The sequence below is a fragment of the Marinobacter sp. DY40_1A1 genome (genome assembly GCF_016597815.1).
In the GTDB taxonomy this organism is placed as follows: domain Bacteria; phylum Pseudomonadota; class Gammaproteobacteria; order Pseudomonadales; family Oleiphilaceae; genus Marinobacter; species Marinobacter xiaoshiensis.
Window position 1 is genome coordinate 431,462 of the sequence record NZ_VCHA01000002.1, and the last position, 14,413, is coordinate 445,874.

Annotated in this window: 9 protein-coding genes; all 9 read right to left on the bottom strand. The window is 58.9% G+C overall.

What is annotated here, in order from left to right:
• Positions 1-45: 45 nt before the first annotated feature.
• A complete protein-coding gene (tssM, locus tag FFI61_RS07870) occupies positions 46-3,636 on the bottom strand; it encodes a type VI secretion system membrane subunit TssM (protein ID WP_200369848.1) in 3,591 nt (1,196 codons plus the stop codon).
• A gap of 94 nt (positions 3,637-3,730) precedes the next feature.
• The gene (gene tssA / locus FFI61_RS07875) at positions 3,731-5,185 is read right to left on the bottom strand and encodes a type VI secretion system protein TssA (protein WP_200369849.1); all 1,455 of its coding nucleotides are present in this window, start codon (positions 5,183-5,185) and stop codon (positions 3,731-3,733) included.
• Positions 5,186-5,221: 36 nt separating this feature from the next.
• Complete coding sequence (gene vasI, locus FFI61_RS07880) at positions 5,222-5,935, bottom strand: type VI secretion system-associated protein VasI (protein ID WP_200369850.1); 714 nt, start codon at positions 5,933-5,935, stop codon at positions 5,222-5,224.
• Entirely contained in the window at positions 5,932-7,503 is a 1,572-nt protein-coding gene (locus tag FFI61_RS07885) for a sigma-54 interaction domain-containing protein (protein ID WP_200369946.1), read from the bottom strand. Before FFI61_RS07885 ends, vasI begins: the two co-directional genes overlap by 4 nt.
• A 183-nt stretch (positions 7,504-7,686) precedes the next feature.
• Positions 7,687-10,341 (bottom strand): type VI secretion system ATPase TssH, encoded by a 2,655-nt coding sequence (gene tssH, locus FFI61_RS07890; RefSeq protein WP_200369851.1) that lies wholly within the window; start codon positions 10,339-10,341, stop codon positions 7,687-7,689.
• Positions 10,342-10,351: 10 nt separating this feature from the next.
• On the bottom strand, positions 10,352-11,179 hold the full coding sequence (icmH, locus tag FFI61_RS07895; RefSeq protein WP_200369852.1) for a type IVB secretion system protein IcmH/DotU: 828 nt from the start codon (positions 11,177-11,179) through the stop codon (positions 10,352-10,354).
• 3 nt (positions 11,180-11,182) lie between these two features.
• The gene (tssK, locus tag FFI61_RS07900) at positions 11,183-12,517 is read right to left on the bottom strand and encodes a type VI secretion system baseplate subunit TssK (RefSeq protein ID WP_200202356.1); all 1,335 of its coding nucleotides are present in this window, start codon (positions 12,515-12,517) and stop codon (positions 11,183-11,185) included.
• Positions 12,517-13,056, bottom strand: coding sequence for a type VI secretion system lipoprotein TssJ (gene tssJ / locus FFI61_RS07905; RefSeq protein ID WP_200202357.1), 540 nt, complete (start codon positions 13,054-13,056; stop codon positions 12,517-12,519). Before tssJ ends, tssK begins: the two co-directional genes overlap by 1 nt.
• Complete coding sequence (tagH, locus tag FFI61_RS07910) at positions 13,053-14,402, bottom strand: type VI secretion system-associated FHA domain protein TagH (protein ID WP_200369853.1); 1,350 nt, start codon at positions 14,400-14,402, stop codon at positions 13,053-13,055. The genes tssJ and tagH overlap by 4 nt, the downstream gene beginning before the upstream one ends.
• Between the last annotated feature and the right edge of the window lie 11 nt (positions 14,403-14,413).

Here is a 14,413-nt window from a genome sequence, read left to right on the forward strand (position 1 = left end):
CCAGTAGACCCGTTACGGCCCCGCCCCGTTTCGAGCAGATGTTTTTCAGTACAAGCTTCGCGGAATCCTGTACCCCGATAGCAGTTGCTGCGTAAACGGGTTGATATTGCTTGCCGCATGCAAACGATAGCGCATTTCGCCATCGTCCACCTGGAAGCGCACATCTACGGCACTGTTACTGACACCCGTTATGTCGGCCTTGTCCAACAGGCGGAACAGTGCCCAGGGGCCATTTTCTGAAATGCTGCGGGGTGAACGGTTAACCTGCACCGGCACCAGGGTAATCCTGCTTTCAACCGCCTCTCTCAAGGTGTTGGGCCAAACCAGTGGAATACTCTGGCGCGGGCCATGGCTGAACTCCACCAGCTGGCCATCAAGGTTCACAACACTGCGGCGCTTGTTGGAAGACAGGTTCAGGGGTTCGAGGGCAAACTCCACATCCAGCGTACCGCTGCGCGTAAAGTAAGCACTGCGAATCTTGTCCGCATTGCTCAGAGACGCCAGCACATCCCGGCGCACGAGCCCCGCCCGGCGGGCATCACCCACTTGCTCCGGATGATCCTCCAGGAACAGCTTCAGATTGTCCTTGTAGAAGGTATCCAGTACGCCGCCCGGGGCGAAAAACCGCTCAAAATCCTGCAAAGCCACGTCGCGGCCCGCAGCCGCATTAAATGGATAATGCCTGGCCAGATTCTGCTGGAAAGGCTGGTAAACCTCCCGATACCATTCCCGCTCCAGCTGCGCAACGGCCTGGTCCAGCAAGACACGCCAGCTTTCGGTAGCCAACCGGTTCAATATTCTGTTCAGTGGTTCTGGCTGGTGCCCTGCCATTCGCTGCAGCGTGAAAATCGGATCGGCTCCTTGCAGCCCCATTCTGGCCCGAGCCGCATTGAGGGCTGCCCTGCCCTTGTCTGGCGCCTCCTGAATATTGCGCATGTATTCGTGCAAGTCGCTTACCACGAGCATAATCTGCTCGAGCCCACTCGGCTGATCCCCACTTTTTCGGGTGACCTGGTGGAGATCGGTGAACTGGCGTTCGATGTTCTGCAACATGCGAAAGTGCGCCGACTGCTCCAGCAGCTCACGCGCCGCGGCAGCGTCCCCCTCTGCAGGCGGGATCAGCTGCGTATTCTGGCGCACCTGCCCGAGGAACTGGGCCATGGGCTGGTGGCCGCTGGTCAGGCTCTCCAGTATCCGAACCCCGTGATTAAGGTCTTCAAAATCCTGGATATCTACCCGGCTCAGAGCTGTGCGCCATGCGTTGGCGTAGTGCTCTGCATAGAGGTTTTGCAGGCTGGCTAGCAGCTCTGCCTCATCCGCTTTGCTGAAGTCTACATTATCCCTGCGACCCAGCACCCAGGCATCTACCAACGCCAAATCTGTAACTGTGGCAGACTTTCTCAGAAACCACTTCTCCAGCCCGTCCCGGGTAAGTAAGGCAGGAATGCTCAAAGGATCCTGGGCCACTTCTGACTGGTGCCCTGGCTCGCCATACTGATCCACACGCACGAATACGTTGCTGAACGCTGGGCCGGATGTGCGGGCCAGATCGTTTGGCTGACTGAACTCGCGGGCAGCCTCAACTTTCAGGTCCCGGTAAACACGATCAGGTGTCGACATGCGCCCCAACTCGTGTTGTGACCACTGTACGCTGCTTTTGAATGGCGCTAGCGCCATGTCCGCCGTTACATCGCCGCGCTGGGCCTGATGGGCAAGGTCGGTGTAGACCATGGCATAGTCCAGATGTGCCATAAGTCTCTGCTGAACATCCCGCCGACCCGGAAAGGCTCGCTGCCAGTACTGGCTCATGTAGGTCGTTACTATATCGTTCCTGCGCCCACTGCCATCGTAGAGCATGCGTAGCACGCGCAGGTGCTCGAGGCGCTCCGGGCTATTGTCTGGCGCACGACTCATTTCACCCATTACACCGAACATCAGAGCAGGCAGGTACTGATAGGCCAGCATGTCGAGGTAGGAGGCTTCTACTTCTGGCCCTACCTTATGGCCCTGATAGAGCCCCATATCACTGACCAGCAGCCATTGCTGGCGATGGTCTCCAAACGCCAGAGTCGCCTGACGCAGCTGATCCAGAGGTTCAAGCAGATTACGGCCAGTGGTATCCGGTTCAAAGCCCACCGGCTGCCAGTTATCAATAAAGCGCTTGACCCGTGCTTCAACCGACGCCGCTGCTTCAGCATTCTTGATGAAGAAATGCTGCCAACTCGCCGTCATGCCTGCCCCGGCACATACTGCGACTATGGCCGCAATCGCCACTCTGCGCTGGCGACTGCGTACAATCCGCCGGTTATCACCGGCAAGTCCGGCTTCAGGATAGATAATTCCGGGGAAGAGCGATTGGGTGAACAGGCTTGCCGACTGGCCCGTGCGTTGGGCCGGCTGAATTGGGCTGGATACCTGATAATGGCTCGCAGCCGCCGAGACAAACGCATCTTCCGGAACGCCTTCCTGCACAACAGAAGTGAAGTAAGTGCCTCGCACCAATGCGGGTGTCGAGAAAGCGTCTGCAGACAAAAGACTGGTGAGGAAGCCTTCAAGCGCGGGTTTCATACCAGCTAACTGGCGGGTGAACGAGTATGCCGCGGCGCGATCTTCAGAATCACGGGTACTGGCCAGTACGTCTGGCAAGCGTGCATTTAAACGCTCAACCATCTCGCTGTAGCGCTCGGCAAACTCATTCAGCCACTCATCGTTATCCAGCTGACCTTCCAACCGGAAAGTGAACCCCAAAGCCTGCTCTTTCTCCTGCTTGCTGAGGGTACGAACAAAGGGCCCAAAGCCATAGAGTAAATCCATTTTGGTGAAGGAGACATACACCGGCAGGCGCGAACCAATCTGCTCCATCAGTTCCCGCAGCCGGGTGCGCAACAAAATGGCATGAGCTTCCCGCTGCTTTTCGCTGGCGGTGCTCAGTTGTGCCAGATCGATCGCCAGGATCACGCCGTTGAGTGGGCGTTGCGGGCGGTTGTGCTCTAGCCACTGGATAAAATGCGTCCAAAGCCGTTGTTGTATTTCCCCGGCAGCGCTCTGGTTTTGGCTCTGACTCAGCAACTCACCATCGGGATCGATCAGTACGCCGTTATCGCCAATCCACCAGTCGAACCCGAACGGGTTACGGTCTGCACGGTTGTTGCGGGTGACGTTAGTGAGGGTGTATGTCTGCCCGGAACGCTGAATAAGACTGGTTTTGCCTGCCCCTTCCAGACCCATAACCAAATACCAGGGCAAACGATAAACACCCCTGCGGCCCGGCAGGTTGCTCTTCAGGGCGGCAAGCTGGCGATCCAGCAACCGCTGTTGCCTGCGCTCCATAGGCAGAATCGGATCTTCCTGCTCTTGCTGCTCCTCGGCTTTCGCAGCATTGACCTTACCAAGACGGCGAGCCAGCACCGTGCCCCAGACCATCACGACCAGTAACACAACACCTAGGGTAACCAGCGCTCGCATCTGCCAGGCTGCCAAGGGGAACTCACCACGCACCTCCCATTTCGGCCCAAGCCACCAGGTAGCTATCAATAGTGCGATAACGCCAAGAGCCAGGGTGACCGGCGCCGCGTTGCGAATGTATGGCAGAAGCCAGCGACCGATGAGTAAAGCTTTTCTCCACATGGTGTCCATTCCTGCTGTGTATCCGTGTTCCAAAAGTCAGTCTTTCGACAGGCTAGTTCGTTGATTCGTTACTGAGAGCTCTGGCAACACACGCCCAAAGCTCTCAGGACAGTCGTTCAAGTTGTTTCAGGAGTGCTGGCTCCCAATCTTCGATAACCAAACCACTTATCTGTTGTTGCAAGTCCTGGATCTGTCGTGACGCCAGGCTCACCAGGCCGCTTTCCTTCATCAGCCGTGCCGATGCCAAGCGCCAGTAGAACTGCTCCCGTGGCTCGCGGGCGCCCGCAAGCCCGTCTTCAAGCAATTGCATAGCCTGCGCCAGCCCTTTCTGGGCAATCAGCTCCCGCGCAGTGTCATAGGCTTGCTCCCATGGGCTGGCACTGCCGCCAGATTGCCCCTGGGCATGTGCAGGCGCAGACCAAAGCCATTCCTGGGCTTCCGGCGATAGAAACGGGGTGCCATCGTTAAACGTCAGTTCCGCCAGCTGCGGCAGTCGTTCCACAAATTCGTTAACGGCTGCACGAATGGCCTCAGCGCAGGCATCACATCCCAAAGCCGCGGCCACACCGGCACTGAGTCGGTGGCCTTCAAGCCAGAAGGGGCTGACCGACAGGCTTTGTTCTATGCGCTGCCAAAGCGACTGATCGGGCGCTTTTTCCAGAGCTTCACGGTATTCCGCAACGCGATCCGCACTTACGGCGGCCAGGTCAGAGCGTTTGCCATCCCGGGTTGGCGGTACCGAAGTAATGCTCTGCCAGATGGCGTACCGGCGAATCTGGTAACCCAGGGGCCGCTCGGGCTCGGTGCCGGTCAGCAAATCTGCCACTTTCAACAAACTCTGGCGGGTGGCCCGTTCATTACCCGGGTCCAGCGTCAGGGCGCCAAGCGCCGGGCTGGCTGGCGCAGCGGAAGGCGCTGGCGTCGTTTTGGTGTTATCACTTGCAGCAGTAGAGCGCTCAGAAGTTGCCTCTGCGCTCGCTCCCGATTGACCACCAACCTCCTGGGCCTGGGGTAGTTTTTCAACAGCTCGTTTGAGATCCACCAGCGCATCATCAGGCAGCTCTTTCTGTTGCGCTTGCGCCTCAAGTTTTGCCAGCACGTCAAGGCAAAAACGTCGGCCATCGCCCACACTGGCATCAAAGGAGCTGCCTGCCACACCTTTGGCCGCCCGCTGTAGCATCTGCGTGAACATCATTTTGCGCGCGCGCTTACCCTTATCGCCCGGGTATGGCCAACCATCGTCCCACCAGCTTTCCAGCACGCGCTGGAGCAGGTACAGCGAAAGCGCAAAGCGTTCTCCATCAACACCCCGTTGCAAGGTAATCAGGAGAAAGCCAAAAACTTTCAAATCCTTGCTACGAGCAGAGAGTATTTTCAGGGATTCGCTCTCAACCTTGCCCCAATCAATATCGGTATGGGCAAGGGAGCCGATTTTCATGATTTCGTCTTCAAGGAACCCGAGCGCCGCATCCTCTCCCAGCCCGTGACCGGTTGGCGACTCGCCTTCCAGCGGGGTGACAACCTGCTCAATGTAGGGATGCTGTTCTATTACCTGCATGTCCTTCGTTCCTCGCGTCCTTGCGTTTGTACTCGACTACCAGCCACAACTTTCACGAAGCGGGCGAATGGCAGTTTCAAAACCGGTCAGATCGAATAGCAGACCGTCTATGCGACTGTTTTCGGAATAAACGCGGATATCGGTTTTGTGCTCTATCACCTTGACCGCCCGGATAGCCGGCAGGCCGCGCCCGATGCTAAGCACGTAGCCATTATCACGCACCCGCCAGGCACCTTGGCCGGCGGCGTCTGTGGTGCCAAGCCCAAGGTTTACCCGTTCTGCATCCAGAGGCTCCGGCAGCATCAGGGTCAGCTCGGTAATGTTGTTGTGGCACTGGAGGGCCAGCAGAGGCCGTGGCGGTTTTGCGCCCAGCGCGGGGACGGTCACCAGAAGGCCGGCGGTCTGCCCCGTATTGCGGTAGCTCAGGCTGCCAGAAGAAGGCTCGGCACTCTGCTGTGCGTAGGCCTCTTGCCAGCGCAGGGAGCCGACCATGCGGCGCACTCCGGCATTGGGCCCGGTTGCGGCATCAGCCTCTGCCAGAGGGGTACCAAAAACCTCGTCAAAACACGCCAACCGCTCCAGCCTCTGGGTTTCGCTGGTGCACCTGCGCGCTTCTTCCAGCAAGTCAGCCTGGGCTTGCGTAGGTACATCCGCCAGGCTAGCGGCGCCGAAACAAAGCAGGCCCAGTGCGACAGCACCAAGAGGGAGTGGGCGCAAGCTTGAGGGAGCCGGAGCGTTCGGGTGCTTCATGATTCGGCAACCTGATATTTCAAGCATTTGTGGGCCAGTGTGCGCTTGGGCAGCCCCAAGCTCTCGGCGGCCTGGGCACGGTTCCCGCCATACTGGCGCAAGCGTTCACGGATAACTGCCGCTTCAAATGCCTGGGCGGCTGCTTTGAGATCCCGGATATCTTCCGTGCCAGACACCGCTTGTTCATCGGAACTGCATGCTACTGCCCCAAGCGTTTCCGGGCCTGCCAGGCCTGGGAACATGTCGGTGAGCCGGAGTATTTCCGGCTGAATGTCATCTCCTGCGGGAGTCTGCAGGCAGGCCAGCTCGATGATGTTGCGTAGTTCACGGGCATTGCCGGGAAAATCGTAGGTTGCGAGGGCGCGCAGTGCGTGGCTGCTGATGCCCAAAGGCCCGGCACCTTCACGCTCGGTATACAGGCGAATAAAGTGGCGGCTGAGGGCTTCAAGGTCATCCAGGCGTTCACGCAGTGGCATGATCTGCAGCGGGAACTGGCTCAGGCGGTAGAACAGATCACGGCGGAAGTTGCCGTCTTCAATGCTCTGGCGCAGAGGCTGGTGGGTCGCCGCGACCAGTCGGAAATCGGAGTGCTGTTCCTTTTGTGCTCCAAGGGGGCGAAATTGGCGGCTTTCCAGCACTCGCAACAATTTGGACTGCAGGGCCATGGGCATGTCGCCAATTTCGTCCAGAAACAGGGTGCCGCCATTGGCTTGAGCCAAAAGCCCTTCTTTGGCCTGGTCGGCACCGGAGAAGGCGCCTTTGGTGTGGCCGAAGAGTTCGCTCTCCAGCAGGCTGTCCGGAATGGCGGCGCAATTGACCACCACCATGGGGCCGTCGGCGCGGTCTGATAGCTCGTGAATGCCTCTGGCCACGACGTCTTTGCCGCAACCGGTTTCGCCCTGCACCAGCACAGACAGCTGGCTGCCGGCTGCGCGAACAATCTGGGCGCGCAGGCTGGTCATGGATTCTGAGGGTCCCACAAGGGTGCGGGCCAGGGTTTCGCTGCGTTTGCGCAGGGTTTCTGCGTCGTGCAGGTTGTCCAGGGAGCGTTTAAGCAGGCGGCGTTGCCACACCTGATCACGGCTTTGCAGCTGGGCGATCCACTGGTGCTTTAGCAGGTGCAGGAGGCCGCAATACAGGGGTTGGGCAGTGATGCCATCCCAGTCGGATTCGTCCCGGCAGAGTATGAGTATGCCGAGGGTTCGGCCGTCGTCGCCTTTGAGCGGTTCGAGCCAGAGGGATTTTGGGCGGCCGCTGGCTTCGATGAGGCTTTGGAAGCCGGGGTGATCGAGGCGATAGCTGGCGGCCCGTGTGAGTTCGCGGGCTTTGCCGGTTTGCAGTAGGTGGGCGAAGGGGTGGCTGAAGTCGCCGCAGTCGAATTCGCCGGTTTCAGCCAGGTTGCTGCAGTGCAGTGTGCGGCCGCTGAGGTCGAGTTCGAGTGCCCAGCAGCGGGTCAGGCCGAAGGCATTTTCCAGCTGTGTGGTGGCTGTTTTCAGCAAATCCGGCAATGTGGTTTGGCGTGTCAGTGCGACTGCCAGCTCTATGCCGGTGTGCAGTTCCATCTGCATCCGTCCCATTTTCTTTTCCCTTATGTTCCTGTTATCCGGTTCTGTACTGACCCGGTCGCACAGCGTGGGGTTCTGCTCTCCAAAACACGCCGTGAATACGTCCCTGTAGGCTCCGCTTCGCCATCCATGGCTACGCAGGGTTTTGGAGAGCAGAACCCCACGCTGCGCTAGATCTCGGTTGGCCTAAGCTACGGTGCCTGAAAACCTGTTTTCGGAAACGCCCAGAGTTACTTGCTTAACCGGCTCTTTGGCTGCCAGTTTCTCCAGCAACGCCAACGAGATCGGCGGCAGCAACTCACCTTCGATGATCGATTCCAGCATGCGGGCACCATTTTCGCTTCTGGTTGCGCGGCTGCGGATGGCTTCTACCAGGCCGTCTTCCATCACCACTTCGGTGTGGTAACGGTCACGGATTTGCTGGGCCAGGCGTTCCAGTTTGTCGCCGACGATGCGGTTGAGGGTGTCTTCGCCCAGCGGCAGGTAGGGTACGACTTCCATTCTTGCCAGCAACGCGGGTTTGAAGAAGTCGGCCAGTTCCGGGTAGAGGGCTTCTTCGATTTTCTCCGGGTGTTCGGCGTGGTTGACGATGGTCTGGTAGCCGAGGTTGGAGGTCAGGAAGAAGACGATGTTTTTGCAGTCGATCAACCGGCCTTCGCCGTCTGCCAGTTCACCTTTATCGAAAGCCTGGTAGAAGAGGTTGAGGACTTCCGGGTGGGCTTTTTCGACTTCGTCGAGCAGCACCACGGAATAGGGTTTCTGGCGGATGGCTTCGGTGAGTATGCCGCCTTCGCCATAGCCGACATAGCCAGGTGGTGAGCCGATCAGGCGGGAGACGGTGTGTTTCTCCTGGTACTCGGACATGTTGATGGTGGTGAGGAACTGGCGGCCACCGTAGAGGAGTTCGGCCAGTTGTACCACGGTTTCGGTTTTGCCCACGCCGCTGGGGCCCACCAGCAGGAAGGCACCCATGGGGCGGCCGGGGCGGCGGAGGTCGGCGCGGGCGGTTAGCAGGTGCTGGTGCAGGCAGTCGATGGCAGTGTCCTGGCCTTTGATGTGGGCCTGCAGGTACGCCGGCAAGTGGGTGATTTTTTCCAGTTCGTCGGTGGTCATGCTGTTGACGGGGATGCCGGTCCAGTCGGCGATGACTTCGGCAATCTGGCGGGCGTCTACCCGGGCGTGCACCAGGGGGTCGTCCGCCTGGAGTTCTGCCAGTTCCTGTTCGAGGGCGGCGGCTTCGCTTTGCAGGTCGGGGTGTTCTTCCAGACCAGCCTGTTCCGGCATTGCTTCAATATCGGCTTCGTCTTTTGCAATGGTTTCCTGAACGTCCGCCGGGTTGAGCAGTTGTTCGCGGATGTCCACCAGGCGCGCCACCATGTCGCGCTGGGTGTTCCAGCTTTCTTCCAGTTCGGCGGCCTGTTCATTCAGTTCGGCAATGCGTTGCTCCAGTTCCGCTTCCCGGTCGGTGTCGACGCTCTGGCCGAGGGTGTGCTCCCGGTTCAGCAGTTCCTGCTCCATGGAGAGCTGGTGCAGTTCACTGCGCACGTGGCTAAGTTTGCGCGGTGGCGTGCTCAGGTTGAGGCTGACCCGGGCGCAGGCAGTGTCCAGTACGTCGATGGCTTTGTCCGGGAGCTGTCGGCCTGCCAGGTAGCGGGCAGACATTTCGGAGGCGGCTTTCAGGGCGCTGTCGGCGATGAGTACCTGGTGGGCTTTTTCATACACGGTGCGCAGGCCACGGAGAATGTGTACCGCTTGTGCCGGGCTGGGCTCATCCAGGGCCACTGGCTGGAAGCGGCGGCTGAGGGCCGGGTCTTTTTCGAAGTACTTTTTGTATTCGCGCCACGTAGTCGCGGCGATGGTGCGCAGTTCGCCGCGAGCCAGAGCAGGCTTGAGCAGGTTGGCGGCGTCGGAGCCACCTTCGCTGTTGCCGGCACCGATCAGGGTATGGGCTTCGTCGATGAACAGGATGATGGGGGTGGTTGAGGCTTTCACCGCTTCAATCACGCCTTTGAGGCGCTTCTCGAATTCGCCTTTTACCGAGGCACCCGCCTGTAGCGCGCCCATATCGAGAGTCCACAGCTCTACTTTTTGCAGGCGCTCAGGTACTTCGGCATTGACGATGCGCAAGGCGAGGCCTTCCACGATGGCACTTTTACCAACTCCGGCATCCCCTACTACGATGGGGTTGTTCTTGCGTCGGCGGCAGAGGATGTCGATCATCTGGTCGATTTCGGCGTCGCGGCACACTACAGGATCCAGCTTTCCGGCACGGGCCAGTGCAGTAAAATCGGTGGCGTAGCGCTTGAGCGGGTCCATATCCGCCTCAACCTGAGGCGCGCCTGCTTCGCCTTGCGCTATTTCCGGGCGCTCGGCGGAGCCTGCGGTCATGGTGTCGAACTGCCGGCGCAGTTGCTCCCGGTTAATGTCCCGGAGGTGCTGGCTGACCTGGGGCATGAGGTAGCGGTCGGTGTTCATCAGCAAGGCCAGAAAGATGGCGCCGGAGCGCAAGTTCCGATGCCCCAGCTCGGTGGAGGCCAACAGCCAGGCGTCCTGCAGCAGGTCGATCAGCAGTGGCGAAAAGGACGGATACGGCTCCGCCGTTTGCAGCTCGCCGTTCAGGCTTTCACCCACAATGGGCTGGAATTCCTGATGGTTGATACCGGCCTGCTCAAGAATCTGGCGCACGTCGGAAAACGGCGTTTCCAGCAGTTTGAACAGCAGGTGGGCCGGGGTAATTTCCGCACCCTGGCGGCTGATGCAAAGGGCCGCGGAGGCTTCCAGGCCATTGCGGCAAATGTCGTTGAGGCGCCCGATGAGCGCTGGCAGTTCTACCCGAATCACAGTGATATCCTTATTTCGGTAGTTGTTCCAATACGCTGAGCACATCCCTGATGCGTTCTTCCAGCGCTATGTTGTATAAGCTATATATTCCCGCCATGGCTGCTGCGAACACCCCGGCAATTACCCAGATCGGCAGGCCACTGCGCAGACGATTGCGCGCCGGTGTTACGTTGATTTGTGCGTCTGCCAGAGGCTCGAGGTCAGAGTTTTCCCGGAGCGATTGCAGCTGCTCATGAAGCCCTCTCAATATCTGTTCGTATTCGTCGCGGCCGTTTTCCATCACTTTGTACCGGCCTTCAAAACCCAGGCACAGGCAGAGGTAAATAAACCCGAGCATGTCCTTGTAGCGCGCCGGCTCCTGCTCCATGCGTGCGAGTATGGCGAAGACCTTCTCGCCACCCCAGGTTTCGTTGTGAAAGCGCGACAGCAGCGAATGCTGCGACCAGACACTGTGGGCACCCCAGTCCGTACCAAGCACCGCTTCATCAATGAAGGCACAAAGCACGTAGCGATAGGCCACCACGGTGGGGCGTTCATAGCCCTGCTCGATCAGCTCGCGATCTATGGCGGCCACTTCGTCCACTACCTGCTGGTAGAGGCTTTCAACGGCGCGATAGTCCGCCAGCCGGCGAATCCGGATGACCAGCCCAAGCAAAGGCGTAGCGGCATCCGTCAGGCGGTTGTCTTCCAGCCCCCGGAGCTGGAACTGGTCATTGCCAAATTCATTGCCGGACGCGCCGTTTTGCGGCTGCTCGTCGGCAAACAACAGATCACTGAATGCACTGCCGCCGGACTGCCTGCTGCCATTGGGTAAATCCATTACCTGTGCATTTGTCATAATTTAGCTCCTGATTGCCCAGAACTGCATTTCCAGGCCCGGGAAGCTGCCCGCCACGTGGAAGGCAAAACCACTGGCGTTGTCGAGCATCTGCCAGGCCTGGCTTTGATCGTCCAGCCGGAAGTACACAAATCCTGCGTGATACGGCAGCTGGCGCGGTGCCACTGGCAGCGCAGACAGCGGAATGCCCGGCAACTGCAGGCTGATGAGATCGCGAATTTTCTCCACGGAGGCCACCTTGCACTGCTGGGTAAACTGCTTGCGCAGGTCGTCCAGGGGCATATCGGCTTTCACCGCCAGAATGAACTCGGCACCGTTGATTAACTGGCCGTCCTGAACCGGCGCGACCGTCAGGCCGTACTGGCGCTGCTGCAACTGAATAGCCAGAGCCCGCGGCTCCAGCACCGTGCTCAGGGATTGCCGCAATACCTGCATCAGCGGTGTAAAGCTGTCTTCGGGAAGATCGTGATCATAGGGGGGATATTCACGTGGCAGCCGGCTTTCGTCGGTGAATGTCACCAACTCGCCGCAGAGTTCCAAAAGAACTTCGTACAGACGCTCCGGATGCAGCTGGCGCAAACGAGCCAGGTGCATGAATCTCGGGTGTGCCCGGTTAAGCATCTGCAGCAGCATGAAATCCGCCACATCGGCAACACCGCCCTGCCCTGGCGCGCCAACACGTTCTGCAATGTTACGCGCACGTTCACGCATCAATCCGGCCATTTCACCGACAAAGCGCTGCAGTTTGGGCGCCGACCGAACGCTGAGCATGGTGGGTATAAAATTCGGATCCATCACCAGGCTGCCATCCGGACGTTTTTCCAGAATCCGGCCAATGGCCACGGCCGCATAAGCGCTTCGGTCATCCCGTTCAAGCATCAGGCGCGGCGCCACTCGGGCCACGTCAATGATGTGGGCGTCGCCGTCGATCGAATGCAAGTCGCGGATCTCTGTGCTCTGAGCCCGGAAGCGCCCGGCTGCAGGCGCATCTGGCCACTCAACTTCAGCCAGACTATCGTTACCTAACGGCAGAGCCAGGTACACAACCTGATTCGCCACTGATGCATCGGTGATTTCCAGAGGCTCTGGCATCACATCGTCTTGAGGCAGGTTGAAGCGAGTGCCATCCGGGAACAGGCCGCTGGCACGCACCAGGCCCACGCGCCCGAAGCTCAGGTATTCCGCGTTCAGCTCCAGATCGCTGAATCCATACAGGTAGTCAGAAACCGCCAGAGACCGCTCGTTGATCTGGTGTTCCAGATACCGCTGCTGCTGCTGAAAGTGCTGGGGTTTGATAAACAGCCCATCACTCCAGACGACTCTATTTGTAACTGCCATCAGGTTTCTTCCGACCGCTTGAGTTTGACTTCCCTGTCCCGCAGATTCACAAGCAAGTGGTAACGGCCACCCACAGGATCCACCCTGACCACCTTCTTCCACTGGGACAGGTTCGGGTAGGCATAGAAGGCAATCACGCCGATAAATCGGGTGTCCTTGCTGATCTCAAACGGCTCTATAAACTTGAACTGGCCAGGCAGCAGGGTGTAGTCGCTGTGCTCGATGTAGTTCCGGCCCAGGGAGTCTTTCAGGTTGTTCAGGAGCTGGTCGAAATCACCGGCCATCAACAAGGAACTGTCGCGCATTTCAATAATCTGAAAGGCTATCGGTGTCGGTGCCAGAGACTCATTCGGGTTCACACCCGGCTCGGCTACCATAGTCAGATCTACCCGGCTGGGGAGATCTTCCGGATAACCCACAGGAATGCTGGGGTCCCAGAGTACTTTCGCGGTTTTGGTTACGGCGTTATAGGGTGTGCTGCATCCTGCAAGCACAAATACTACTGCCATCGTCAGCAACTTCCATTTGCAGGTTTTCACACCAGGTTCTCCCTTTGTAGTTGACGCAAATGCTGGTCGTAAGCCTGATCGAACACTTCCTGAAACAGGCGCTCAAAACCCTGCTGACGACTCGATTTCAATTCTTTGTAGTAGTGCTGGTACATATCCCAGGCCCAGCGGCCTTCATCCTCATTCTTCTGCAAGCCACGGCGATAGCCATGGAAGCGGCGCAGCAGAGCTTCTGGTGAAAACGCATGAAGAATGGCTTCCAGCGCTTCACTGATTGCCGCGCCAGTTGCCTGCTGATGGTGATTCAGGCTTTGCAGGCTTTCCTGTACGGCGGCAGGTGCCGACAAGTGCACCGGGCTGCGCTGGCTGGCAAACAGGGTTTGCACGGTTTCTTCGTAGTCCCCGCCAAGGCGCAAAGGATTATCTTCGATGGGCTGCAACCGTGTGCGCAGGGCCTGATGCCGGCTGTCTTCGCCCTGGTGCAGAGCCAGCAAACCATCAATTGTGGCTTTCAGGGTCTGCCCGGCTTCTTCGAGGAACAACTGCATGCCATCACTGTCAGCAAAGTCGAGCCCCGCTTCCATGCCCTGCATCAAAGGGGTGGCACTGATATGTTTGCGGCTTTGATCGCTGTGCGGCTGGCTTCTCTCACCTGAACCTTCGCCCAATGCGCCGTTATGGGTTTCTGACATCCTGTCTCTCTCTCCTCTCCTTACCGGAAGGCCCATCGCCACATCGCGATTTTCCCGGTATTCATCCGTTACGTCGGTTTCCGTGGCAAACCAGGCGCGCTCGCTTGCCATCAGTGTGCGCTCTTCCTGATCTACACGAACTGGCTCATCCTGCCAGTGCAGCATGGGATCAGCGCTCGGGGTTTCAGCGGCAGCCGACGCCAGCCCTTCCAGCGGCTCAGCTACCTGCATATCGCTATCACGCGCAGCTCCGCGTACCAGTTCACCTTCGGCCATATCCACCAATCGCCGGTCTTCTGCCGCTTCGCGGAGTTCCAGCTCCTGTTCAGTGGACGAACCCGCCTGCGCTGCTATTAACTCTGCCCGTATGCGGTAGCGACCAATACTGACAGTATCGCCCTGGTTCAACCGGGCCCGACGGCCGCGCCCAACAGGCTGGGTTGCGCTGTTAATATAGGTGCGACCGCTGCGATCAATCAGGCAATAACCTCCGTCAAGAAGGCGGATTTCTGCATGGCCAGCAACAGCGCCGGTGCGGTGCGCCGACAATTGCCAGGTGTCACTTTCGGCGGTGCCGATGGAACCACCCCGGGGCCCAAAGCTGTGTTCAATGCCGGCGCCACTGCGTGTTGTGCCGGGGTTGGTGACCGTCAACTTCAGTCTGGTTACCTGCCGCTCTTCCATGATTGCATTCC

Excerpts from the sequence above, each read along its gene's own strand:
- tssM (WP_200369848.1), bottom strand. The coding sequence starts at position 3,636 with ATGGACACCATGTGGAGAAAAGCTTTACTCATCGGTCGCTGGCTTCTG.
- tssA (WP_200369849.1), bottom strand. The coding sequence starts at position 5,185 with ATGCAGGTAATAGAACAGCATCCCTACATTGAGCAGGTTGTCACCCCG.
- vasI (WP_200369850.1), bottom strand. The coding sequence starts at position 5,935 with ATGAAGCACCCGAACGCTCCGGCTCCCTCAAGCTTGCGCCCACTCCCT.
- FFI61_RS07885 (WP_200369946.1), bottom strand. The coding sequence starts at position 7,503 with ATGCAGATGGAACTGCACACCGGCATAGAGCTGGCAGTCGCACTGACA.
- icmH (WP_200369852.1), bottom strand. The coding sequence starts at position 11,179 with ATGACAAATGCACAGGTAATGGATTTACCCAATGGCAGCAGGCAGTCC.
- tssK (WP_200202356.1), bottom strand. The coding sequence starts at position 12,517 with ATGGCAGTTACAAATAGAGTCGTCTGGAGTGATGGGCTGTTTATCAAA.
- tagH (WP_200369853.1), bottom strand. The coding sequence starts at position 14,402 with ATGGAAGAGCGGCAGGTAACCAGACTGAAGTTGACGGTCACCAACCCC.